General features: G+C 70.5%; 21 protein-coding genes. 11 read left to right on the top strand and 10 right to left on the bottom strand.

The annotated features are described in order from the left end of the window. Positions 1-46 precede the first annotated feature (46 nt). The 4 genes from argJ to ASF20_RS15400 all read left to right on the top strand — a co-directional run bounded on the left by argJ (position 47) and on the right by ASF20_RS15400 (position 4,097). Positions 47-1,297, top strand: a complete 1,251-nt coding sequence (gene argJ / locus ASF20_RS15415; protein WP_056214940.1) for a bifunctional glutamate N-acetyltransferase/amino-acid acetyltransferase ArgJ — start codon at positions 47-49, stop codon at positions 1,295-1,297. Beyond that, a complete protein-coding gene (locus tag ASF20_RS15410; RefSeq protein WP_056275459.1) occupies positions 1,294-2,037 on the top strand; it encodes an SIMPL domain-containing protein in 744 nt (247 codons plus the stop codon). Before argJ ends, ASF20_RS15410 begins: the two co-directional genes overlap by 4 nt. After that, complete coding sequence (gene mutT / locus ASF20_RS15405; RefSeq protein ID WP_056275456.1) at positions 2,034-2,462, top strand: 8-oxo-dGTP diphosphatase MutT; 429 nt, start codon at positions 2,034-2,036, stop codon at positions 2,460-2,462. Before ASF20_RS15410 ends, mutT begins: the two co-directional genes overlap by 4 nt. Positions 2,463-2,546: 84 nt before the next feature. Continuing rightward, a complete protein-coding gene (locus ASF20_RS15400; RefSeq protein ID WP_056275453.1) occupies positions 2,547-4,097 on the top strand; it encodes a DUF6880 family protein in 1,551 nt (516 codons plus the stop codon). Positions 4,098-4,110: 13 nt separating this feature from the next. On the opposite strand, the gene ASF20_RS15395 is transcribed toward ASF20_RS15400, so the two are convergent. Both ASF20_RS15395 and ASF20_RS15390 read right to left on the bottom strand, forming a co-directional pair. Further along, on the bottom strand, positions 4,111-4,470 hold the full coding sequence (locus ASF20_RS15395) for a DUF427 domain-containing protein (protein ID WP_056275450.1): 360 nt from the start codon (positions 4,468-4,470) through the stop codon (positions 4,111-4,113). Next, positions 4,467-5,348 (bottom strand): methyltransferase domain-containing protein, encoded by an 882-nt coding sequence (locus ASF20_RS15390; RefSeq protein WP_056275448.1) that lies wholly within the window; start codon positions 5,346-5,348, stop codon positions 4,467-4,469. Before ASF20_RS15390 ends, ASF20_RS15395 begins: the two co-directional genes overlap by 4 nt. Before the next feature lie 115 nt (positions 5,349-5,463). On the opposite strand from ASF20_RS15390, the gene ASF20_RS15385 reads away from it, so the two are divergent. Further along, complete coding sequence (locus ASF20_RS15385; protein WP_056275445.1) at positions 5,464-5,694, top strand: hypothetical protein; 231 nt, start codon at positions 5,464-5,466, stop codon at positions 5,692-5,694. Between the two features lie 49 nt (positions 5,695-5,743). Next, positions 5,744-6,508, top strand: a complete 765-nt coding sequence (locus tag ASF20_RS15380) for a ComF family protein (RefSeq protein WP_082501364.1) — start codon at positions 5,744-5,746, stop codon at positions 6,506-6,508. A 10-nt stretch (positions 6,509-6,518) separates the two neighbouring features. On the opposite strand, the gene ASF20_RS15375 is transcribed toward ASF20_RS15380, so the two are convergent. The 3 genes from ASF20_RS15375 to ASF20_RS15365 form a co-directional block, all read right to left on the bottom strand. Beyond that, the gene (locus tag ASF20_RS15375) at positions 6,519-7,775 is read right to left on the bottom strand and encodes an MFS transporter (protein ID WP_056275699.1); all 1,257 of its coding nucleotides are present in this window, start codon (positions 7,773-7,775) and stop codon (positions 6,519-6,521) included. A gap of 381 nt (positions 7,776-8,156) precedes the next feature. Further along, positions 8,157-10,907, bottom strand: coding sequence for a PAS domain S-box protein (locus tag ASF20_RS15370; protein WP_056275438.1), 2,751 nt, complete (start codon positions 10,905-10,907; stop codon positions 8,157-8,159). A 212-nt stretch (positions 10,908-11,119) separates the two neighbouring features. Beyond that, positions 11,120-11,368 carry a hypothetical protein gene (locus ASF20_RS15365; RefSeq protein WP_056214919.1) on the bottom strand — a complete coding sequence of 83 codons (249 nt, stop codon included), beginning with the start codon at positions 11,366-11,368 and terminating at the stop codon, positions 11,120-11,122. Positions 11,369-11,702: 334 nt separating this feature from the next. Here ASF20_RS15365 and ASF20_RS15360 point away from each other — a divergent pair, with 334 nt between their 5' ends. Next, positions 11,703-12,623, top strand: a complete 921-nt coding sequence (locus ASF20_RS15360) for a L,D-transpeptidase (protein WP_056275434.1) — start codon at positions 11,703-11,705, stop codon at positions 12,621-12,623. 98 nt (positions 12,624-12,721) lie between these two features. On the opposite strand, the gene ASF20_RS15355 is transcribed toward ASF20_RS15360, so the two are convergent. The 3 genes from ASF20_RS15355 to ASF20_RS15345 all read right to left on the bottom strand — a co-directional run bounded on the left by ASF20_RS15355 (position 12,722) and on the right by ASF20_RS15345 (position 13,797). Beyond that, positions 12,722-12,916, bottom strand: a complete 195-nt coding sequence (locus ASF20_RS15355) for a hypothetical protein (protein ID WP_055947626.1) — start codon at positions 12,914-12,916, stop codon at positions 12,722-12,724. Between the two features lie 174 nt (positions 12,917-13,090). Further along, on the bottom strand, positions 13,091-13,453 hold the full coding sequence (locus ASF20_RS15350) for a DUF6481 family protein (RefSeq protein WP_274534727.1): 363 nt from the start codon (positions 13,451-13,453) through the stop codon (positions 13,091-13,093). 134 nt (positions 13,454-13,587) lie between these two features. Beyond that, positions 13,588-13,797 (bottom strand): cold-shock protein, encoded by a 210-nt coding sequence (locus tag ASF20_RS15345; RefSeq protein ID WP_055947623.1) that lies wholly within the window; start codon positions 13,795-13,797, stop codon positions 13,588-13,590. A 582-nt stretch (positions 13,798-14,379) separates the two neighbouring features. Between ASF20_RS15345 and ASF20_RS15340 the strand changes: the two genes are divergently transcribed. Next, positions 14,380-15,276 (top strand): helix-turn-helix domain-containing protein, encoded by an 897-nt coding sequence (locus ASF20_RS15340; RefSeq protein WP_056214913.1) that lies wholly within the window; start codon positions 14,380-14,382, stop codon positions 15,274-15,276. An 18-nt stretch (positions 15,277-15,294) separates the two neighbouring features. On the opposite strand, the gene ASF20_RS15335 is transcribed toward ASF20_RS15340, so the two are convergent. Beyond that, positions 15,295-17,925, bottom strand: a complete 2,631-nt coding sequence (locus ASF20_RS15335; RefSeq protein WP_056275431.1) for a bifunctional acetate--CoA ligase family protein/GNAT family N-acetyltransferase — start codon at positions 17,923-17,925, stop codon at positions 15,295-15,297. Between the two features lie 166 nt (positions 17,926-18,091). Here ASF20_RS15335 and ASF20_RS15330 point away from each other — a divergent pair, with 166 nt between their 5' ends. The 3 genes from ASF20_RS15330 to ASF20_RS15320 all read left to right on the top strand — a co-directional run bounded on the left by ASF20_RS15330 (position 18,092) and on the right by ASF20_RS15320 (position 21,035). Then, on the top strand, positions 18,092-18,775 hold the full coding sequence (locus ASF20_RS15330; protein WP_056275428.1) for a class II aldolase/adducin family protein: 684 nt from the start codon (positions 18,092-18,094) through the stop codon (positions 18,773-18,775). A gap of 583 nt (positions 18,776-19,358) precedes the next feature. After that, positions 19,359-19,853 carry a MucR family transcriptional regulator gene (locus tag ASF20_RS15325; protein ID WP_056275425.1) on the top strand — a complete coding sequence of 165 codons (495 nt, stop codon included), beginning with the start codon at positions 19,359-19,361 and terminating at the stop codon, positions 19,851-19,853. A gap of 363 nt (positions 19,854-20,216) precedes the next feature. Further along, entirely contained in the window at positions 20,217-21,035 is an 819-nt protein-coding gene (locus ASF20_RS15320) for a restriction endonuclease (RefSeq protein ID WP_082501362.1), read from the top strand. On the opposite strand, the gene zwf is transcribed toward ASF20_RS15320, so the two are convergent. Continuing rightward, complete coding sequence (zwf, locus tag ASF20_RS15315; protein ID WP_082501361.1) at positions 21,015-22,541, bottom strand: glucose-6-phosphate dehydrogenase; 1,527 nt, start codon at positions 22,539-22,541, stop codon at positions 21,015-21,017. The two genes, ASF20_RS15320 and zwf, sit on opposite strands and share 21 nt — an antisense overlap. Positions 22,542-22,570: the final 29 nt, after the last annotated feature.

The following is a 22,570-nucleotide window of genomic DNA, read 5'->3' as shown; positions in this document are numbered from 1 at the left end:
CTCGCCGCGCGCCCGAGACGGCCGCGGAGATCCGGAGCCCTCGCCCATGTCGTCTGCCAAGAGCCCCCCCGTCTCGCCGCTGGCGCCCCAGACACAACCGCAGCTCCCGGCGATTCGCGGCGTCGGGCTCGCGACCGCGCAGGCGGGCATCCGCTATTCCGGGCGGACCGACGTGCTCTACGTGGCGCTCGCCGCGGGCACGCAGGCGGCCGGCGTGTTCACCCGCTCGAAATGCCCCTCCGCTCCGGTGGATTGGTGCCGCGAGGCGCTGGGCAGTGCGGGTGCCCGAGCCCTCGTGGTGAATTCCGGCAACGCCAATGCCTTCACGGGCCTGCGCGGGCGCGAGGCCGTTGCACTGACGGCCCGGATCGCCGCCGAGGCGGCACAGTGCCGGCCGGAGGAGATCTTCATCGCTTCCACCGGCGTGATCGGCGAGCCCCTCGACGCCACCAAGTTCGAGGGCGTGCTGGCCGACTGCGCCGGGCGGACCCGGGACGGCGCCGAGGCTTGGGCCGCGGCCGCCCAGGCCATCATGACCACCGACACCTTCCCCAAGCTCGCCACGCGCCGGGCCACCATCGACGGCGTCACCGTCACCCTCAACGGCATCGCCAAGGGCGCGGGCATGATCGCCCCCGACATGGCGACGATGCTGAGCTTCGTCTTCACCGATGCCGCCCTGCCCCAGGGGGTGCTCCAGGCGCTCCTCTCCGCCGGCACGGCCACCAGCTTCAACTGCGTGACCGTCGACGGCGACACCTCCACCTCCGACACCCTGATGCTGTTCGCGACGGGCGCGGCCGGCAACGCCGCGATGTCCGACGCCGGCGATCCGCGCCTCTCCGGGTTCCGCGCCGCCCTCGACGACCTCCTAGTCGATCTGGCCCAGCTCGTCGCCCGGGATGGCGAGGGGGCCCGCAAATTCGTCACCGTGCGGGTCACGGGGGCGACCAGCGACGCCTCGGCCCACCGCATCGCGATGTCGATCGCCAACTCGCCCCTGGTGAAGACCGCCATCGCGGGCGAGGATGCCAACTGGGGCCGGGTGGTGATGGCGGTGGGCAAGGCCGGCGAGCCGGCCGACCGCGACCGCCTCGCGATCTGGTTCGGCGACGTGCGCGTGGCGCGCGCGGGCGCCCGCGATCCCGATTACAGCGAAGCGGCGGCGAGCGCCGTGATGCGCGAGTCCGACGTCACCGTGCGGGTCGATCTCGGTCTCGGCGAGGGCAGCGCACGCGTGTGGACCTGCGACCTGACCAAGCTCTACATCGAGATCAACGGGGATTACCGCTCATGAGGCGCACCCAGGCGGTCGCCGTCTCCGCCTTCCTGGCGCTCGCCCTGCTCGACGTCCCGGGCGCGGCGCGGGCCGAGGACAGGCCGGGGCTCGCCGAGGGCCGGATCAGCGTCGTCGGACGCGCCCGCTCCGAAGTGGCACCGGACTTCGCCTCGGTGGAGATCGGCGTCGAGGCCAGGGGCGCGACCCCGGCCGCCGCCCTCGACGGCGCCAGCACCGCCGCGAAGGCGATCCTGGCGCTGGCCGCCGACTTCAAGGTGCAGGAGGCGGATCTCGGCACCTCCGCGGTGACGCTGCAGCCGGTCACCCGCTCAGTCCGACAGGCGGACGGGTCCTTCGCCGAGAAGCCGGACGGCTACCGCGCCGCCAACACGGTGCGGGTGCGCCTCGCCGATATGGGGCGCCTCGGCGACCTGATGCGGCGGGCCCTCGACGGGGGGGCGAACCGCATCGACGGCGTCGGCTTCGGCCTGCGCGATCCCGACGCGGCCGAAAGCGCCGTGCGCAGCGCGGCGATGAAGGATGCGCGGACCCAGGCCGAACGGCTGGCCGAGGCGGCCGGCGTCACCCTCGGGCGGGTGGTGTCGATCCAGTCCCCGGCGACGGCCTCGGGGCCGCCGATCGCCTTCGCGGCGCCCGCGCCGATGCGCGCCAAGCGCGGCGGCACGCCGGTGCCCCTCGTCGCCGGCACCATCGAGACCGCCGCCGATGTCGCCGCGACCTTCGCGATCGCCCCATGACCCCGGCGACGCCCGCGCCCCTGCGCATCCTCCTCGTCGTCGCCGTCGCGCTGGTCGACACCGATGGACGCGTGCTCCTCGCCCAGCGCCCGCCCGGCAAGCAGCTCGCCGGCCTCTGGGAATTTCCCGGCGGCAAGATCGACCCGGGCGAGCGGCCGGAGGAGACCCTGATCCGCGAGCTCGCCGAGGAACTCGGCATCACCGTGCAGGAAGCCTGCCTCGCCCCCCTCACCTTCGCGAGCCACGCCTATCCGGACTTCCACCTCCTGATGCCGCTCTACATCTGCCGGCGCTGGGACGGGTTGCCGCGCTCCATGGAGGGGCAGGCGCTGAAGTGGGTGCGTCCGCGCGACCTCAAGGACCAGCCGATGCCGCCGGCTGATGCGCCACTGATTCCCTTCCTGCTGGATCTGCTCGGACCCTGATCCAGTTCTGACGGGCAGATCCCGTCCGGCGCGATCTGCCCTGTCGGGAAACGACTTGTCCCGTCGGGAGAGGGAGAACGGTGCATGGCACGCAGGGCAGCGGCGAAACCGGCGACGAAGGCGGCGGCCGCTCGGCCGCCCGTTGCGGACACGTCCGCCGCGAGCGAGCCCAAGCGCGCCGCGAGCGAGCCCAAGCGCGCCGCGAGCAAGCCTAAGCGCGCCTCGCGAAAGACCACGCCGAGCCCCGAGACCCTGACCGCGCTCGGGCTGGAGCGCCTGATCGGCCTCGTCCTGTCGGAGACGGCGCGGAACCCGACCTTCAAGAAGCTGGTGACCGCGGCGGTGGCGAGCCTGCAGGGGCCGGACGCCATCGCGGCGCTGATCGACCGGCGGCTCACCGCCCTGGAGCGGGGCCAGGGCTACATCGACTGGCAGAAGCAGCGGGCCTTCGCCGCCGATCTCGACGCCATGCTCACCACGGTGGTGACCGAGCTCGCCGCCCTGGACCCGCGGGCGGCCCTCGACCGGCTGATCCGCTTCCTCGGCGGGGCCAACGATGTCCTCGGACGCGCGGAGGATTCGAGCGGGCGCATCCACGGGGTCTACGAACGGGCGGTCGACGCGGCCGCTTCCCTCATCGTCGATCTCCCCGCGGAGGCGGCGGCCGGGGTCGCCACGGGGCTGGTGATCCGCCTCGGCGCCGACGGGTACGGCTTCGTGGAGACCCTGCTGCACGACCTGATCCCGCGGCTGCCGGAGGCAGCCCTGCCCCCTCTCGACGCGGCCCTCGCGGACGCCACGCCCCCGGCTTCGGAAGTCCGGACCGGCGGCGAGAAGGCGTGGGCGTCTCAGCTCGCCCGCAGCCGCCTCGTGCGCATGCGCCAAGCCCTCGCCGACCGGGCCGGCGAAGTCGATGCCTTCATCGCCTTCGAGCAGGCGGTGTCGCCCGAACAGCCGGACCGGGTGCGGATCGCCGAGCGTCTGCTGGCGGCGGGCCGGGCCCCGGAGGCCCTGGACTGGATTCGCCGTCCGCAGAAGCGGGGACCGGTGGTGGTCACCCGGGAGGCACTGCTCACCGGGCATTTCGACCCCGATGCCCCGGAACGCGCGCGACAGGCCGTGGAGATCCGCATCCTGGACAGCCTCGGCCAGACGCAGGCCGCGCAGGCCCTGCGCTGGGAGGCCTTCGGGCGCAACCTCGACCCCGCGATGCTGCGGGCCTACCTCGCCAAGCTGCCCGACTTCGAGGACGACGCGGCGCTGGATCGGGCCTTCGATCAGGCGCAGGCTCATCCCGATCGCTACCGGGCGCTCGCCTTCCTCACCCACTGGCCGAACCCGGCCCGCGCCGCTCGCCTGGTCATGGCCCATCGCGGCAGCTGGGACGGGAGCCGCTACGAGATCCTGGCGCCCGCCGCCGAGGCCCTGGAGCGGACGCAGCCGGAGGCGGCGGCCGAGCTCTACCGCCTGCTCATCGATTCCATCCTCGAGCACGGCCGCAGCGCCGCCTACGGCCACGCGGCCCGCTACCTCGAGGCCCTCGACGGGCTGACGGAGGATCCGGAGGCCTATCGCGGCACGCTGCGCCGGCTTCACGGGCGCAAGGCCGCGTTCTGGTCCCAGGTCCGGGACTGAGGGCCGAGCCTGCTCAGTCCTGCTCGATCGGGTCGATCTTGTCCGGATAGAACGCGAGATGCCCGGCGATGGCGGCCACCGCCGGATAGGGTGCCTCGTAGCTCCAGACCGCGTCCGGCCGGGTGGCGTCCGGCGTCGTCAGCGTGAAGTAGCGGGCGTCACCCTTGTAGGGGCAATGGCTGTGGCGGGCGCTCGGGGTGAAGTGCGCCCATCGGGCATCGGCCCGCGGAATGTAGAAGACCGGCGGATAGTTCGCCTCGGTGAGCACGAGGGCGGACTCCGTCTCCGCGATGAGCGTCCCCGCGAGCCGGAGACGCAACTTCCCCGGATGCGGCGCGACGGTGATCGGATGGTCGGGTCCGGGCTCTCTCATGATTCCTGTCCCTCGGTCTTGCGTTCGGTGGTGCCCAGGGCCTCGGCGAGGCGCGTCTGGGCGGTGCCCGGCTTCAGGGGCTTCTGCTGGCTCTCGTGCGGAGCCCAGCCGGAAAGCCACAGGATCTCGAAGCTGGCACGCAGGCGCCCGTCCGGATCGGCGAAGCGCTCGGCGTAGAGCGCGGCGGCCCGCAGAAGCGTGTCGCGGCGCAGGGGGGTCCGGCGGCGGTCGACCAGGACGTTGGTCAGCCCCATGGCACGCAGGTCGTGCATGAGCGCGAACGGATCGCGGTAGCGCACCGTGACGGTCTCGACGTCGGTGACCGGCAGGGCGAAACCGGCCCGCTGAAGCAGGCTGCCCATCTCGCGGACCTCGGCGAAGGGGGCCACGCGCGGGCTGACGCCGCCCTCCACCTCGCTCTCCGCCTGCCCGAAGACCTGGCGCAGCTCGGTCAGGGTCCGGCCGCCGAGGAGGCAGCCGATGAACAGCCCGTCGGGGCGCAGAGCCCGGCGCAGCTGCGCCAGGGCACCCGGCAGGTCGTTGACGTGCTGCAGGGCGAGGAGCGAGACGGCGAGGTCGAACCGGGCGGGGGCCAGCGGCAGGGCTTCGGGGTCGGCCAGCACCGCGCCGGCCTCCGCCCGGGGTGCCAGACGGGTGACGTGCCCGACCCGGCCGGAGGCGCGCAGGCGCTCGGCGGCGAGGGACGCGGGGGTGCCGAGGTCGACGGCCTCCGTGAAGGTCCGCAGCACCGCGCCGAGGCGGTCGTCGAGATCGTCGACGACCCGGCGCAGCAGGAAGTCGGCATAGCCGGCCCGGTGGGCACGGGCGAGGCGGCGGCGGGCGAGGCCCGTATCGAACAGCGGAGGCGCGGTCATCACGATCTAGATGGCGCGCCTGCAGCGCGAGCGCCAGCCGCTACCGGGACGGAACGTGTCTCCGTCCCTCGCTGTTGAGGCCCAGCGATTCGACGACGAATCGAGGAGATCAGACGCCATGAAGTCCATCCTGTTCGGCGCGGCCCTCACCCTCGCGGGCATCAGCCTTGCCACCACCGGAGCCGAGGCGAAGGGTTGCATCAAGGGCGCCCTCGTGGGCGGCGTCGCCGGCCACGTGGCGGGTCATGGCGTCCTCGGCGCCGCGGCCGGCTGCGCCGTCGGCCGCCACCAGGCCAACAAGCGCGACCGCGAGCAGAACCCGGCCCAGCCGCAGCCGCAGACCCGTTGAGAACAACCAGGGGTCGCATCCGCTTGGTGCGGGTGGTAGGATGGCCGTCATGGCTCCTGCCGCCCGCGCCGTCACCACGGGATTGCGGGCCGCCCTCCGCGGCGGCCTCGCCCTCGTCTATCCGCCGACCTGTCCCGGCTGCGGCGGCGCCATTGCCGACCCGCACGCCCTCTGCGCCCGCTGCTGGTCGGGGCTGCGCCTGATCGCGCCGCCTTGCTGCGATCGCTTCGGGACCCCCTTCGCCGTCGATCACGGAACCGGCGCCCTGCTGTCCCCCCGCGCGATCGCCGATCCCCCGGTCTTCGCACAGGCGCGGGCGGTGGCGCTCTACGAGGGCGTCGCCCGCGACCTCGTGCACCGGCTGAAATACGAGGACCGCCTGGACCTCGGCCCCGTCCTCGCCGGGATGATGGCGGGGGCCGGCGCGGCGCTCCTCGCCCGCGCGGATTGCCTCGTGCCGGTGCCGCTCCACCGCTGGCGCCTGTGGCGCCGCCGCTTCAATCAGGCCGCGCTCCTGGCGCGCCGGATCGGCCGGCTCGCCGGGCGGCCTTTCGAGCCGGGCGCGCTCGCGCGCGTGAAGGCGACGCGCCCGCAGGTCGGCTTGAGCCGGGTGGCCCGGGCGACGAACCTCCAGGGCGCCTTCCAGGTGCCGGAGTCGATGCGCCCCCGGCTTCAGGGGCGGCGCATTCTCCTGATCGACGACGTGATGACCACCGGCGCGACGGCCAACGCCGCCGCGCGGGTGCTCCTGCGCGGCGGCGCGGCGGCGGTGGATGTCCTGACCTTCGCGCTGGTGGCGGAGGAGATCGGCTGAGGGGCGCGGTTCAGGCCGTCAGCGGGCCGAGACGGCCGGCCTCGGCGGGCTCCGGCGTGCCCGGCGTCAGCACCTTGCCGCGCGGGCCGACCCAGGTGCCGACCCATTTGCGCTGCCACACCAACAGGCAGACCAGCACGAGCGCGGCGAAGACGGCGTAGCCGACGAAGCCGAGGGCGAAGGAGCCGGTATACTGCTTCGACAGGCCCATCACGTTGGGCAGGATGGCGCCGCCGAGGGCCCCGACCTCGCCGATCATCGAGCCGGCCACCGCCGTGTTGGCGGGCCAGCGCAGGGGCACGAGCTGGAACAGGGCGCCGTTGCCGGCCCCGAGGGCGGCGAAGCACAGCATGAACAGGGCGGTGGTCAGCGCCAGGGAGGGCGACGCGGTCAGGAGCAGGAACGAGCCCACCGCGGCGATCAGCACGACGGACAGCACCAGGATGCCCCCGAGGCGGTCGGCGAAGTAGCCGCCGGCGACGCGGATGCCGGATCCCATCAGCGCCGCCAGCATGGTCAACCGGCCGGCCTCGACCTTGGTCACGGCGAACTGCTCGTAGAAGAAGGTCGGCAGGAAGTTCGACAGGCCGATGAAGCCGCCGAAGGTGATGATGTAGATTAGGTTGAAGGCCCAGCCGTCCTTCTGGAACAGGCAGGAGACGTGCTCCCGGAAGGACTGGTGCTCCGCGTCCGGCGGCTCCTTGGCGAAGACGATCATGACGATGAGCGGGATCGCCATGACGCAGCCGGCGAAGCCGTAGACGGTCTGCCAGCCATAGGCCTGGGCCAGGGGCGGCGCGAACAGCACGGCCAGCACGGTGCCGGAATTGCCCGCCCCGGCGATGCCCATGGCGAGGCCCTTGTGCTCCTTGGGGAACCAGCCCGAGCCGAGGGACAGGGCGACGCCGAAGGAGGCCCCGGCGATGCCGAGGAGCACGCCCATGGCGAGCACCTCGTCGTAGGTGTTCACGTAGAAGAAGCCGAAGGCCATCGCGAACATGATCACCGTCATTTCGGTGATGGCGGCGTTCTTGCGGCCGATATACTGGGCCAGCACCCCGAGCGGGAAGCGCATGATCGCACCGGCCAGGATCGGCAGCGAGATCATGAATCCGGTCTGGGCCGGGGTCAGCTTGTAGGTCTCGGTGATGAACGGACCCATGGCGCCGTTGAGCACCCAGATCGCGAAGCAGAAATCGAAGTAGAGGAAGGCGGCGAACAGGGTCGGAGGATGACCGGATTTCATCACGGTCTTGAAGCTGGCCATGGAGTGCGTCTCGAGGTTCGCGGCCGCAGGGCGGCCGCTCATGCCAAGGGATCCGGACTCACGCCGTCCGCATGCGGAGCGCCTTTGCTCCGCGCGTCGCCGACCGGCGACGGATCGAGCCAAGCACCGAACGTGCCAGTTTTTCGGAATGCCGTTCCTCGCCACGCCGACCCGATGCGCAGGCCTTCGCCTGCGGCGGTCCACGGCGCCGGATTGCCGCGCGAGACGGCACTGCCCAGGAAATGTCCAGGGTCGAGGCGCAGGCATGCGGCGACTCATACGAAAGTCGTTCGATCCCTTCCGGAGGGCGGATCCGGGCTTGGCTCGAGCGCCGCGCAGGCGTGCCGATCCGGGGACCGCTTCGATCGAGCGCAGCCCGTCTCAGCCGTCGGCCTGGAAGGCCGCCAGGGGCGCGGCGATGGCGCAGGTGACGCCGTCGGCGGGGAAATCGAGGGCGATGGTGCCGCCGACCTGGCCGGCGAGCCCACGCTCAATGAAGCGCGAGCCGAACCCCTTGCGGGTCGGCCGCGTCACCGGGGGGCCGCCGATCTCGGCCCAGGAGAAGGCGAGGGTCGGCTCGCCGGCCTCGTCGCGGACCTCCCAGCGGATCGCCACGTGGCCATCCTCATCCGAGAGCGCCCCGTACTTGGCCGCGTTGGTGGCGAGCTCGTGCAGCATGAGCGCCAGGGACAGGGCCGGCTTGGCACCGATCTCTAGGTCCGGCCCGTCGAGGCGGAAACGGCCCGCGCGATCCTCGTGCAGCTTCAAAGCGCCACGCACCACCGGGCCGATCAGGGTGCTGCCGAGGGCGCCGCCCATCAACAGGTCATGGGCTTGGCCCAGGGCGATGAGGCGGCCGGCGAGCACCTCCTTGGCCGTGTCCACATCGATGGCGCTGCGCATGGTCTGGGTCGCGATCGACTGCACCATCGCCAGCAGGTTCTTCATCCGATGGCTGAGTTCGCGGTTGACCAGCTCCTGCTGCTCCTCGGCCCGCAGGCGGGCCACGGCGGCGCGGGTGCGGTCGACCACGTTGCGCACGAAATCGAGGATGTCCGGCGTCCAGTCCCGCCGCTTCGAATCGTGCAGGCAGAACACCGCCACGAGCTGCCCGCGCTCCATCAGCGGCAGGTTGATGACGGTGCGCACGTCGAGGGCGCGGAAAGCCTCGAATCGGTCGGCGGTGCGGGGGTCGGTCTCCACGTCCGCGATGACGACGTCGCGCCCCTGGCGCAGCTCCGACAGGTAGGAGCCGTAATCGGCGTAGCGGTGGCGCCCGACGAGGGAGCTCGCCCCCGGCACGGTCCAGTCCCGGATGATGTCGAGATAGACGCCCGAATCGTCCAGGACACCGTAGGCGGCGCGGGTCAAGCCGAGGGTCCGACCCGCGATCTCGGCGGCCACGAACGCGATTTCGCCGGGATCCTGCAACTCCCGCAGACGCTCACCGAGCTCGACCAGGGCCGCCTGACGCTCCTCGGCGCGCTTGCGCTCGGTGATGTCCACCGACGCCCCCGGAAACCGCAGCGGCGTCCCGTCGGCGGCGCGCACGAGGCTTCCGCGGGCGATCACCCAGCGATGGGAGCCATCCGGCTGGAGGATCCGATACTCGCAGGCGAATTCCTTGGCCCCCGCGAAGAGGCGGTCGAGCTCCTCCTGGAATCGCGGCAGGTCGTCCGGGTGGAAGTTCCGGATGTAGTCCGCCAGGGGCGCGCCCAGGGCGGCGCGCTCCGGATCCACGGTGTAGATCCGCGCGAAGTTCGGATCGGCGTAGACCACGTCGTCGCGCAGGTCCCAGTCCCAGGTGCCGATCATGCCGGACGCGTTGAGGGCGAGGCTCAGGCGCTCCTCGCTCCGGCGCAGCCGGGCATTGGCCGTTTTCCGTTCGGTGATGTCCGTCAGGGTCAGGACGGCGCCCTGCACCACCCCGTCCTCGACGATGGGGGCGTTGCTGGTGATGACGTCGATGGGTGATCCGTCCTGACGGAAGAACGTCGCCTCGCGGTCGCGCAGGGCGACGCCGCTGCGAAGGGAGCGGACGACCTCGCAGTCCTCGCGCGGGAACGGCCGCCCGTCGGGATGGTGGTGATGGGCCGTGTCGTGGAGGTTGCAGCCGATCAGGCTACCGCGGGGCCAGCCGAGCATCGCCTCGGCGGCCGGATTGGCGAAAATGACGACGTCGTCCTCGTTCAGGCGGAACACCGCCTCGCTGAGGTGATCGGTGACGGTCTGCAGGAGGGCCGTCTGCTTGCGCAGGGCCTCGTCCGCCTGGCGCTGGGCCGTGCGGTCGCGCAGGATCTTGAGATAGCCGACCTGCCGGTCCGCCTCATCCATGAGGGGCATCATCTCGCCCATGCCCCAGAAGCGCGAGCCGTCCTTGCGGATGTGCCAGCGCTCGTCGTTGGCCCGGCCGAGATCGCGGGCGACGCGCATCTCGTGATCGGGTATTCCGCGCGTCCGGTCCTCCGGCGTGAAGAAGAAGTCGGCGGGCTGGCCCAGAATCTCGGCCTCGCTCCAGCCGAGGACGCATTCGGCGCCTGGATTCCAGCTCGTGACACGGCCGGCGAGATCCAGGGTGACGATGCCGTAATCGATGGCGCTCCCGATGATCGCCGCATTGTGTCGGTCGCTCGCGCGGCGCTCCTTCAGGGCGCGCCGCAGGTTGAGCTCGGTCATCACCTGGCCGGCGAGGGTGCGCAGGATGAAGCCCTGCGCCTCGGAGAGCTCGCGCGGCCGCGTGTCGAGGACGCAGAGGGTCCCCAGGGCCGTCCCCTCCGGCGTGCGCAGGGGCATGCCGGCGTAGAACCGGACGTGCGGTTCGCCGGTGACGAGGGGGTTTTCCGCGGTGCGCGAATCCCGCGTCGTGTCGGGGATGACGAAGAGCCCGTCCTGCCGCACCGCGTGAGCGCAGATCGACTCCGTGAGCGCGGTCTCGGGGCGCGCGAAGCCGACCCGGGCCTTGAACCATTGGCGATCGGTATCCACCAGGGAGACCAGCGAGACCGGCATCTCCAGCAGACGGGATGCGAGCGTCACGATGTCCTCGAACGCGTCCTCGGGCGCGGTATCCAGGATGTCGTAGCGCGCCAGAGCCTCGGGCCCCGTCTCGGGCGCATCGCCGGTCCTACTCAATCGTCCCTCCGGCCACGCTCCCCCCGATGCCCTTCGGCTCGGACGATCCTGCACCCTTGATCCTCGCACAGGACCGACGACGGTCGATCCGACGCGTGCCCCGCAAGCTTTAGCGAAGCGCGGGCGATTGTCCTACGTTCAACCGCCGGCGGATCATCAATTTCGCGCAAATGAATTTTGCACGGATGCATTCGGGCGGTGCGCGGGACGCCTTACCGGCAGACCGTGATGCTGCGCACCACCCAGCCCTCGTCGGCCTGCCAGAGCTTGCGCCGGGTGCGCTGGCAGGTGGGGTTCTCCGGCTCGCTGGAGGTCCAACTCGTCACCGGAGCGGCGGGCTCCGCGACGCGCGCGGTTCGGCTGCGGCCCGCCTGCCCGTCCGTGGGCACGAGGAAGACGAGCAGGAGGACCGCGAGCGCCGCAGGGCGCGCGCGGTGACGGGGACGCGGGGGGACCGGCACGGGTCGCGTTCCATGTATTCGAGAGAGGGCTTGGCGGAGGACCACCTATGTCGGCACGACGCGGCACATTGCAATCGATCGCCCATCCCGGCCGGGGGCTGATCACCGCTTTTTCATAGACATGGTGAAAGCACGATGCCGGCGTATTCGCGCGGGTCTTCGGAAGGTTTTCCGGATGGTTTCCAGACCCTATGATTGTGCCCGCACTGCATCGCCCCCGAACTTTGGTGCCCCTGCAGGGCTGCCCGTCGTTCAGATGACGTGACGGCTCTGCGTCGACTTGCTAGGCCCGGGCTTGAACGACCCATCTCCGACGACTTCCCGAGCAACGTCCATGCCTCAGACGACCCGCCGCACGCTTCTCACCGGGGCGACGACGAGCCTCGCGCTTCTCACGCCCGTCGGGTCCGCCCTCGCGCAGGGGCGCGGCCTCTTCGGCGGCGCCATCGATGGGAATGGCCCCTACGACGATGAGCGCCTCTATCGCGACGAGGAGGGACGGCTCTACCGTCGCCGGGGCGGCCAGTACGTGCCCTATTCCGAGCGTGGATCGGACCGCGGGTTCGAACCGGCGCGCAGCCAGCGCGGCCGCGCCGTGGCGGACGATCCGGATGCGGATCTCTACGCCCCGCGGCAGGTGCCGCCCGCCTCGGTGCAGCAGGCCGCTCCGGCCAAGCCCATCGACGATGGTCCCATCGACTTCAACCGCGCCTACGCGGCGGTCACCGACGAGCCCTTCCCCGTCTACGCCTTCAACTGGCGCAAGGCGAACCCGTCCTTCCTGCGCCAGGAGGTCGCGTATACGGGTTCGGAAACCCCGGGCACGATCGTGGTCGACCCGCGGGCCCATCACCTCTTCCTCGTCCAGCCCAATGGCCGGGCGCGTCGCTATGGCGTGGGCGTCGGCAAGCAGGGCTTCTCGTGGGCCGGCGCCTCGACGGTGAACTCCAAGCAGATGTGGCCGGACTGGTATCCGCCCAAGGAGATGATCGCCCGCACGCCGAAGCTGGCGCGCTCCGTCTCCCAGCTCCAGAGCGGTCTCGGCGTGCCCGGCGGTGCGCACAATCCCCTCGGGGCCCGGGCCCATTACCTGTGGCAGGGCAACAAGGACACGCTCTACCGCATTCACGGGACGCTGGAGCCGGAGTCGATCGGCAAGAGCGTTTCGTCGGGTTGCATCCGGATGATCAACCAGGACGTCATCGATCTCTACGGCCGCGTCGAGATCGGCTCACGCGTGGTGGTGCTGAGCTGACGGAAAACGGCCTCCCCCTCACGTCGTGAAGGGGAGGCCGCGGCCTGCATATTCGCCCTGAGGGTGTGGGCTCCGCGCCGGGCGCGGAGGCGGGCCGCTCAGGCCTCGGTGATCTCGCCTTCGCGCACCGCGCGCTCGCTGCTCCCGGACTTGATCCGGTAGAACGGCTCGCCGGTCTGATCCTCGGGGACGAGGCGGACGATCTCGAAGACGTCGGAGATATCGCTCTTCGGGGCGGTGTAGCCAATCTGGGCGCGACGCACGCGCTGGCCGATCTTGAACTTGTGGGACATGGCGCTTGTCTCCTCGGTGGAGGTTCGGCGGACTGACGTCGCGCCTGAGGTGGGCCCGCCCGTCGCGGCGGCCCCGGTGATGCGGTCTCGTCCCGAGGGACGGAACCGACGGGCGGATCCGCGCCGAATCCGCCGTGGGGTCGCGGGATCGAACGATCCCGGCGACGGAAACCGTCAGCGGCGCGCCTTGGCCTTGCGGGCGGCGTAGCGCGCATCGCGCTGAGCCTTCTGCTCCAGGCGTGCGGCAGCGGCCTGCGCCACCTTCTCCTCGGCGGCGCGAATTTCTTCGGCGGCCTGACGCTCGCGCTCGGCCTCGGCCTCCGCGGCGCGCTGCGCCTCGGCCTCGAGCCGGGCCTGCTCGCGGGCCGCGACGCGAATCTCGCGCTCCCGGGCGATCTGAGCCCGCTCGGCCTTGCGGGCGACCACGACCGGATCATCCGCGGCCGGGCGGTCACGGAAGCGGGCCAGCGCCGCGGCACGGGCTTCGGTCGCGGCCTTGAGGCGGTCGGTCATCGAGTTCGGGTTGAATTGGCTCACACAGGATCCTGTCATGCGGGAGGCCGCCGACGGCGCGCTCCCCTGGAATCGGGTCTCAGAACACAAGCAAGCCGCCTCCCATCCGGGAAGCGGCTCTCGAAACAGGTCGGGCTCCACACGGGAGCCCGCCGTGATCAGACGGTCTGGAGGCTGCCGGCGGACTGCTTGCCGCTGCGCTTGTCGGTTTCCATCTCGTAGGAGACCTTCTGGCCTTCCGCGAGGCCGCGCATGCCGGCGCGCTCGACGGCCGAGATGTGCACGAACACGTCGCTTCCGCCGTTATCCGGCTGGATGAAACCGAAACCCTTTGTCTCGTTGAACCACTTAACAGTACCGACAGCCATCGTATTCCTTCGCCCTTGCGGGCTTCATCTACCGGAGGTCCACGCGATCATGCGCGGCCGTCTCCGTCATCAGTTCAAGACAGAGCTCTCTGGCACACGATTTCATAACGAAACCGCGCCATCGAGGTTCAGCCGTTGAATTGATCGCTAATCTCTACGCGCTTCGCGGCCGATTAGCAAATCGAATTTCAAATCCCGCGGCACGGGACGCAAATCCCGCGGCCGAAATATCTGTGTCGGCTGGGTGTATCTCTCGCTTTCTTCGCGGAATATCCCCTCGAGATTCTGGTCCCGGGGCACCGTTCGTATGGGGTCCGTGGGGTCCAGATCCGTGGGCGCGGGTCGTGCCGACCGCAGCGCCTCCGGCAGGGCCGCGGCCCGCCGTACGATCCGGCCGCCGGGGCGGAACCAGATGACGCCATTCCTATTAACGACATCGATCCCGCGCCCAACAGTCGTGACCCGGCCTTGCACGCTTCGCCATCCGTCCAACACCCTCCAGACGGGACTTTCCCACTCCGGAGCGTGCAGTTCTTAAGCGGCGATTACCCCCAGGAAGACGCCGCTCAGATCTATCAATTGATGTTTGCCAGCTCTGCGCTGGTGACGCCCCTGGCGACGCCCTTCCACGTGGAAATCACCAGTTTCTGGTCGGAACACCTGCGGTTTCATTTCATGGACGGCGTTCCGTTCCTCTTTCACCGGACGGCGCAGAAGCTCGGCTTCGATGGCCTCGACGCGATCGTTCTGCAACATGTCGAGACCGGCGATATCGTTGCCAACTTCGATGGCCGTGACGTGCGGACCGGGGCCGGGTCCGTCTACGCCATCGACTTCTCCCGGCCCGTGCTCATCCGCGACGCTCCTGACATCCCCCGGCAACGCCGCAATTTCGTCGGGATGCCGCGCGCCTTCGCCCGCCGCTGGTTCGGCCCCCTGGATGCGATCCACGGCCTCGTCATTCCGCCGGACATCGCCGCGCCCTACACCGCCCATCTCCTGCGCTTGCGCGACCGCCTACCGCACTGGACCGCCCTCGACGCCGAGGCCGTCGCCCAGACCGCGACCCTGATGGCCCAGGCCATCACCGCCGCCCTGGGTCACGGCACGTCCCTCAGCGATCCGGCGCGGCTGCACCAGAAGGCCCGTCTCTATATCGAGGCGAATCTGGGCAATCCCGACCTGAGCGCCGCGGAGGTCGCGCGCAGCATCGGCGCCTCGCGCTCCAGGCTCTTCGCGATGTTCCAGCCCGTCGGCGGCGTCGAGTGCTTCATCCGCTCCGCCCGGCTGGAGCGCATCAAGGCGGCGCTCAGCGCGCCGGCGCAACCGCACCCCATCGCCGTGCTGGCCGAGGCGGTCGGGTTTCGCAGCTCGGCCCAGCTCAGCCGGCTGTTCCGGCAGCATTACGGGATGACGCCGTCGCAGTTCAGCGCCAGGGCCGATCCCGGCGGCGTCCGGCGGATCAGCGAGCGGGCGTGAAGCGGATCGGCGGACGCGCTACAAGGCGAGGGCGACCTTGACCACGGCGCCATCCTCCGTGTCGGGCCGGACCGTGAAGCCGAGCTGGCGACAGACCGCGAGCATGGGTCGGTTCTCGCGCAGGACCGTCCCCTCGACCCGGGAGAGCCCCTCAACCCGGGCCCAGTCGATCATCAGGCTCATCAGGGCGTGGCCGAGGCCTGTTCCCTTCCGGTCGCCGTGGATCAGGATGGCGTATTCGCCGCTCTCATGGTTGGCATCGGCGTGGAGACGGACGGCGCCGAGCATCATTCCGGTGGCCGCGTCGATCGCCACGAAGGCGATGGCGCGGGCGTAGTCGAGCTGCGTGAGCTTGGCGAGGAAGGCGTGGTTGAAGTCCCGCACCGGTGCGAAGAAGCGCAAGCGCAGGTCCTCGGCGCTGACCGACTGGAAGAAGGTGAGGAACAGCGCCTCGTCCTCCGGCCGCACCGGCCGCACCGTGACGGTCTCGCCCCGGAGGTGGAGGGTGCGCTCCCACTCCACCGGATAGGGTCGGATCGCGAAGCGCGGATGGTAGGCGCCCCGGGCGCGGCGGCCGGCTGCGGTCTCGGCCGCCACCATCACGCGGGCATCGAGGGCGAGGGCGCCGGTCTCATCGGCGAGGAGCGGATTGATGTCGAGCTCGCGCACCTCGGGACAGTCGGCCGCCAGTTGCGCCAGCTTCACCAGGACCAGCGCCACCGCGTGGCGGTTCACCGCCGGCACGTCGCGATAGGCGGCGAGACGCCGGGCGACGCGGGTCCGGTCGATCAGCTCCGAGGCGAGGCGCAGGTCGAGGGGGGGCAGGCCGAGGGCCCGGTCGTCGATGACCTCCACCGCCGTGCCGCCCCGCCCGAACACCACCACCGGCCCGAAGGTCGGGTCCTCGGCGAGCCCAGCGATCAGCTCGCGCTGCTTGCCGCGCCGGATCATCGGCTGGACCGCGAAACCGGTGATCCGTGCCTCCGGCGCCAGCCGCCGGGCCCGGGCGAGGATGTCGGCGGCGGCCGCCCGCACGTCGGCCTCGCTGGTGAGATCGAGGCGCACGCCGCCGACGTCGGACTTGTGCACGATGTCGGGCGAGACGACCTTGAGCGCCACGGCGCCGCCCTGCGCGATGATGGGCCATGCGGCCGTCGCGGCCGCATCGATGTCGGGCGCCAGCGCCAGCGGCACGCTGTCGATGCGGTAGGCGGCGAGGAGGTCGGCCACGGCGACGGGGTCGAGCCAGGTCTGCCCCTGGGCCACGGCGCGTGCGACGACGGCGCGGGCCGCCTCGACGTCGGGCGAGAAGTCGCGCGGCAGCGAATCCGGCGTGCGCATCAGGTCGTCCTGCGCCTCGCGATAGCGCACGAGGTGCAGGAAACCCTCGACGGCGGCGTCCTCGGTGGAGAAGCGTGGAATGCCCGCGGCGGCGAGGCGTCCGACCGCCTCGGCCTCCTCACCGATCGTCACGGCGAAGACCGGCTTCTTGCGTGCGCCGTTCCGACGGATCCGGGTCACGGTGTCGGCGATAGCTCCGGCGACCTCCGTGCCGTCCGAGCGCGCCGTGGGCACGTGGACGGCGAGCACCGCGTCGTTGCCCGGATCCGCCAGCAGCGGCGCGAGGGCGTCGGCATAGGCCTCCGGTCCGGCGGCGACGCCGAGATCCACGGGATTGCCGAGCGTCCCGGCCGCCGCCAGGGTGCCGCCGCGATCCGCGAGCCGGTCGGCCGCCAGGGCGCCGATCCCGCGTCCGTTGCCCAGGATCGCGAGGCGATGCCCCGGGAAGGGGCGCTGGCGCCCGAGCGTCTCCACCGCGGAGAACATCGCATCCAGGCTCTCCACCGCGAGCAGTCCGGCGCGGCGGAAGGCCGCCTCGTAGACGGTGTCGGGCCGGGCGAGCGCGCCCGTATGGGTTGCGGCGTGCCGGGCCGGAGCCCGGTGGCGCCCCGCTCGGAGCACCACGACCGGCTTGGCGCGCGCGGCCGCCCGCGCCGCCGACATGAACTTGCGCGCATCCACGACCGCATCGAGGGAGAGCAGGATCGCCCGGGTGCGGATGTCGGCCGCGAAGTGGTCGAGGCAATCCGCGACGTCGATATCGCAGGCGATGCCGAGGGACAGCACCGCCGAGAAGCCCACGTCCCGGCGCGCCGCCCATTCGACGATGCCGGCGGCGACGGTGCCCGACTGCGAGACCAGCGCCAAGTCGCCGGCCTTGGGGGGCCGGGCCAGGAGACTCGCATCGAGGTGGGCGCCGGGAACGGAGAGGCCGATGCTGCCGGGCCCGAGGAGGCGCAGGCCGTGGCGGCGCGCCTCCGCCCGAGCCGCCTCGCAGACCGCATCGCCGACATCCGGCGTCAGGATGACGGCACCGGCCGCGCCGCGCAGCCCGGCCTCCGCGATCTGCTCGGGAATCGCTTCGGCCGGGGTCGCCAGGATGACGAGGTCCGGCGCCTCGGGAAGGTCGGCGAAGCGCGGAATCTGACCGGCGACCGCATCGGAGCCGAGGCAATGGATCGGCCCCGGAAAGCCGCCGCGACGGAGATTGGCCAGGGCCGCCTCGGCCAGCCCATCCGGACCGGCCTGGAGGCCGACCAGGGCGATCGCGCGCGGGGCGACCAACGCCTCGAAGCGGTACGTACTCATCGGCCGACCTGCCTCTGCTCGGGTGACGGGGCGGTCGCTCCTGAACCGTCCCGGCAGCAGGAGCGTCGCCGGCTTGGTAACCGGGTCGGATCGCGAACGCGTCCGGCAGGCGGTGTTATAGACCGCCTGCGCCCGACCGGTAGGGCGTTCGCGTCCGGAGACCCGCATGCCGTCCCAGCCTCCCTCTCCCGCCACCGAATCGACGGACGGAGCGATCCGTGCCGACATCGTCGCCGCGATGCGCGACCTTCTCACGCTCGGTCTGAGCCAGGGCACTTCCGGCAACGTGTCGGTGCGGGCGGGCGACGGCTTCCTCGTCACGCCGTCCGGCATTCCGGCCGAGACGCTGCGGCCGGAGGATCTCGTGGCGATGCGGTTCGACGGCGGTTTCGCGCACCCGCTCGCCCCCTCCTCCGAGTGGCGCTTCCACCGCGACATCCTCGCGGCACGTCCGGAGGTGAACGCGGTGGTCCACGCGCATCCGACCCACTGCACCGCCTTCGCGATCTGCGGGCAGGACATTCCGGCGGTGCACTACATGATCGCGGCGGCCGGCGGACCGACCGTGCGCTGTGCCCCCTACGCGCCCTACGGCACCGAAGCCCTGTCGGCGGCGGCCCTCAACGCCCTGGAGGGACGGATGGCCTGCCTCCTGGCCAATCACGGCATGATTGCCGTCGGAACCGATCTTCGAAAGACCCTCTGGCTCGCGGTGGAGGTGGAAGCGCTCTGCCGCCAATATGCGGTGGCGCTTCAGGTCGGTAATCCCGTGGTGCTGCCAGACGACGAGATCTGGAGAACGGTGGAACGGTTCAAATCTTACGGTCCGCGCAGCCGAACGGACGGGTGATCAGGTCTCGCACGGTCCGGGACAGGTGCCGAAATCGTCCGTTCCGGACCTTTTCGGGCGGACCTGCGTAAATTTTTACGCAGGTCCGTGCGTGGCCGCGGATAAAAACACGCGGCCTCCACAGTCTGTACGAGACGGTTCGCGTCTAGATTTTGTATTCAAGAGCCATTTTAGCGCTCCGGCCGACTCTGCCGGTAATCGGCCCTAGAGGTCCGCTTTAGCTCAAATTTCGATGCAGACCTGGTCTGTAAGAGATCATATTTCCTCCCGTAGAAAATTATTTTTCCGGTTCCCCGATCTGAACCGTGAGGCATTAGGGCACCCTGTCGCCCAGTCCGTGCAGGAACAGGCAAAATCGCGCAAATTTAGTCCAGTTCGTCGGAATGGCAGTGGTTGCTGGTCTATTCCAGTTCACCAGACATCGACCGGATGCGACCTATACGAGACCTGATGAGGCTCTTGCCTTTTGCTTTGCTTCATCATAGCAAGCAGCAAGTCACAACCATGACGCGGCAGCCAAACCTCCCAACCGGCACGACGCCCTCAGGGTGGGTGGTATTCAGAACGCAACGAGAGATTCAGAATGAGCACCGAGAACGGAATCCTGCCGGACTACATCGAACTCGCGGCCGACATCGTGTCCGCATTCGTGAGCAACAACTCGGTTCCGATCGCTGACCTGCCGGCGCTGATCGGCTCGGTGCACGCCACCCTGAGCAAGCTCAACCAGGTCGGGACCGAGGAGAAGGCGGAGCCTCTGACTCCGGCCGTGTCCATCAAGCGCTCGATCACGCCGGACTACGTCGTCTGCCTCGAGGATGGAAAGAAGTTCAAGTCTCTCAAGCGTCACCTGCGGACGCGCTACGAGATGACGCCCGAGCAGTATCGCACCAAGTGGAACCTCCCGAGCGACTATCCGATGGTCGCCCCGAACTACGCGGCCGCCCGTTCGGAGCTGGCCAAGAACATGGGTCTCGGCCAGCAGCGTCGGAAGCAGGAGAGCATGGCCGTCGAGACCGAGGCCAAGGCGGAGTCGGCTCCGCGCGGGCGTCGGCCCAAGGTGGCGGCTCAGGCCTGACGCCAGGACGCGCAGGCTTAGCGCCGGAACGCGATTGACGCCGGAGGGATGACGAACGAGGCCGAGGCGCATCGCCTCGGCCTCGTTCGTCTTGTCCACAGCTTGTCGACTGCTCCTGCACTGATCTTGGCAGATCCGGTGAAACGACGCGTTTTACAGATCGGGTCGGTATTCGAACCGGCACGATGCCGCGGGAAGGTCGATCCGGCGCGCTAACCCGCAAGATCTCCGGGCATCCGGAGCACTTTCTCCCCTCCGCGACCCGGACGGCGTTAGAGAACGCGCAACCCTCCGCTGCCACGGTCGGGTCCACCGCGGTCGAGGGTCGAACGATCCCGGCCCTCTTCCGGTTGGGACCACCACATGTCGGGTCGATCGCAGCTCGTGGCGCGCCTGTTCTGGACGTCCGTGCTCGGAGGGGGCTGCGCCCTCTGGTTCGGGCAGCCCGGCGCCATCGGAGCCGGACTGGCATGGGCCGGTGTCGTCCTTCACCATCTCGACCGGCCGCGGCGCCTGCGCCGACTGATCCGGAGGATCGCACGCCCCCATGCGCCGACCCTGGCCCTGCGGCGGCGACAGGAATGCTTCGTCGATGCCTACGGCAACCTGATCAGCGACGGCTGGGAGCGCGAGCGAACCTACTTCGCCGAGCGCACGGTGGTGCCGCAGTTGGAGGCCCGTGGCCGCGGCGACGAGATCGACGGAGCCTGGGACGACATCCTCGTCATCATCGAACGGGTGGCGGATGGAGTGCAATTGCCGGACGAGAGCGAGGCGCCCGAGGAGGGCATCGCCTACGAGCGTTACTGCGCGGGACGTCTGCGCGAGGCAGGCTGGAACGCGCGCGCCACCCAGGCCAGCGGCGATCAGGGCGCAGACATCGTCGCGGAGCAGGCCGGGACGCGTCTCGTGGTCCAGTGCAAGCGCTACGGGCGTCCGGTGGGCAACGGCGCCGTGCAGGAGATCGCTGCGGCGATGCGCTACTGGTCCGCCGACATGGCGGCGGTCGTCTCGAATGCCGGGTTCACCCCAGCGGCGCGCAAGCTCGCCGCCGCCACCGGCGTCCGGCTGCTGCACCACGACGCCCTCGCCGAATTGCAGCCCGCGCCGCCGGTCGCCCCGCCGCCCGGCGCCAAGCGGCGCGCGGCTCGTCCCCCGCGATCATCCCTCGCCGAGCGGTAGCCAGCGATGGCCCTGCGCGGCCAGGAGCGCGGTGGCGCCCTCCGGCCCGTCGCTTCCGGCGGCGTAGGGCTCCACCGGCGCATCGGTCCAGGCCTTGAGCAGCGGATCCACCACCGCCCAGGCTGCCTCGATGCTGTCGGCCCGCTGGAACAGGGTCGCGTCGCCGATGAGGCAATCGTAGAGCAGCGTCTCGTAACCGACGCTCGGCGTCTCGCGGAAGAAATCCCCGTAGTCGAAGGCGGCGGTGACCCGGCCGAGATCCAGGCGTGGCCCGGGCCGCTTCGCGTTCATCTCGATGTCCATCCCCTGCTCGGGGTCGATGCGAAAGCGCAGGACGTCGGGGGTTACGGGCGCATCCGGCGTCGCGAAGGGCGAGTGCGCCGGCGGCCGGAAATGAAGGGCGATCTCGGTGACGCGGTCGGTCATCCGCTTGCCGGTGCGCAGGTAGAACGGAACGTCCTTCCAGCGCGGGTTGTCGATGGCGAGCTTCAGGGCGACATAGGTCTCGGTGTGGGAATCGCGGGCGACGTCGGGCTCATTGCGATAGGCCGGCACCGCGTGCCCGTGCTCCTGACCCGCCCCGTATTGGCCGCGAACCGCCTTCGCGGGCTGGACCGGTTGCACCGCCTGGATGAGCCGGGCTTTCTCGTCGCGGACATCCTCGGCGTCGAGACTCCTGGGCGGCTCCATCGCCACCATGCAGAGCAGCTGGAACAGGTGGTTCGGCACCATGTCGCGCAAGGCGCCCGTGGGCTCGTAGAAGGCGCCGCGCGCCTCGACCCCGATGGTCTCCGCCGCGGTGATCTCCACGTGATCGACGTGGTCGCGATGCCAGACCGGCCCCAGCAGGCCGTTGCCGAACCGGATCGCCAGGATGCTCTGAACCGTCTCCTTTCCGAGGAAGTGGTCGATGCGGAAGAACTGGCTTTCGGTGCCCTGCTCAAGGATGCGTGCGTTCAGGGCGCGGGCCGATTCAAGGTCGCTGCCGAAGGGCTTCTCGATGACGACGCGGCGGAAGACGCCCGCCTGCTCCTTCAGCAGGCCCGCCTCCCCCAGGGCATCGACGATCGGGCCGAAGAAGCGGGCCGAGACCGCGAGATAGAAGATGACGTTGCCGGACAGCGCCTGAGCGAGGCCCGTGAAGGTCTCGGCGGCGGTGAAGTCCCCTTGGCGGAAGCTGAGGCGTTCGCTGACGAAGCCCCAGGCCTTGGGATCGATGTGGTCGGGGTGGAATTCCGACGTCCGGTCCGTGGTGAAGGACTGCATCGTCTCGGAGAGGGCATCGCGCCAACCCTCGTCGGTGTTGGCGTTGTGGTCGACACCGATGATGCGGAACGCCGGGTCGAGCAGGCCGCCGGCCGCGAGGTTGTAGAGCGCCGGCATCAGCAGCCGCTTCGTGAGGTCGCCGGCGGCCCCGAAGATCACCAGCGTGCAGGGGGGGGCCGCCGGAACGGGCTGATGCTCAGGTGTCGCGGCGGGTGCTTTGGCGGGGGGTGTCTGGTCCATGGCCCACGGCCTCCACTCACGGTTGCGGC

The sequence above is a fragment of the Methylobacterium sp. Leaf88 genome (assembly GCF_001422795.1).
In the GTDB taxonomy this organism is placed as follows: Bacteria; Pseudomonadota; Alphaproteobacteria; order Rhizobiales; family Beijerinckiaceae; genus Methylobacterium.
The sequence above is the reverse complement of the archived record's forward strand: the minus strand, read 5'-3'. Positions and strand labels throughout refer to the sequence as shown.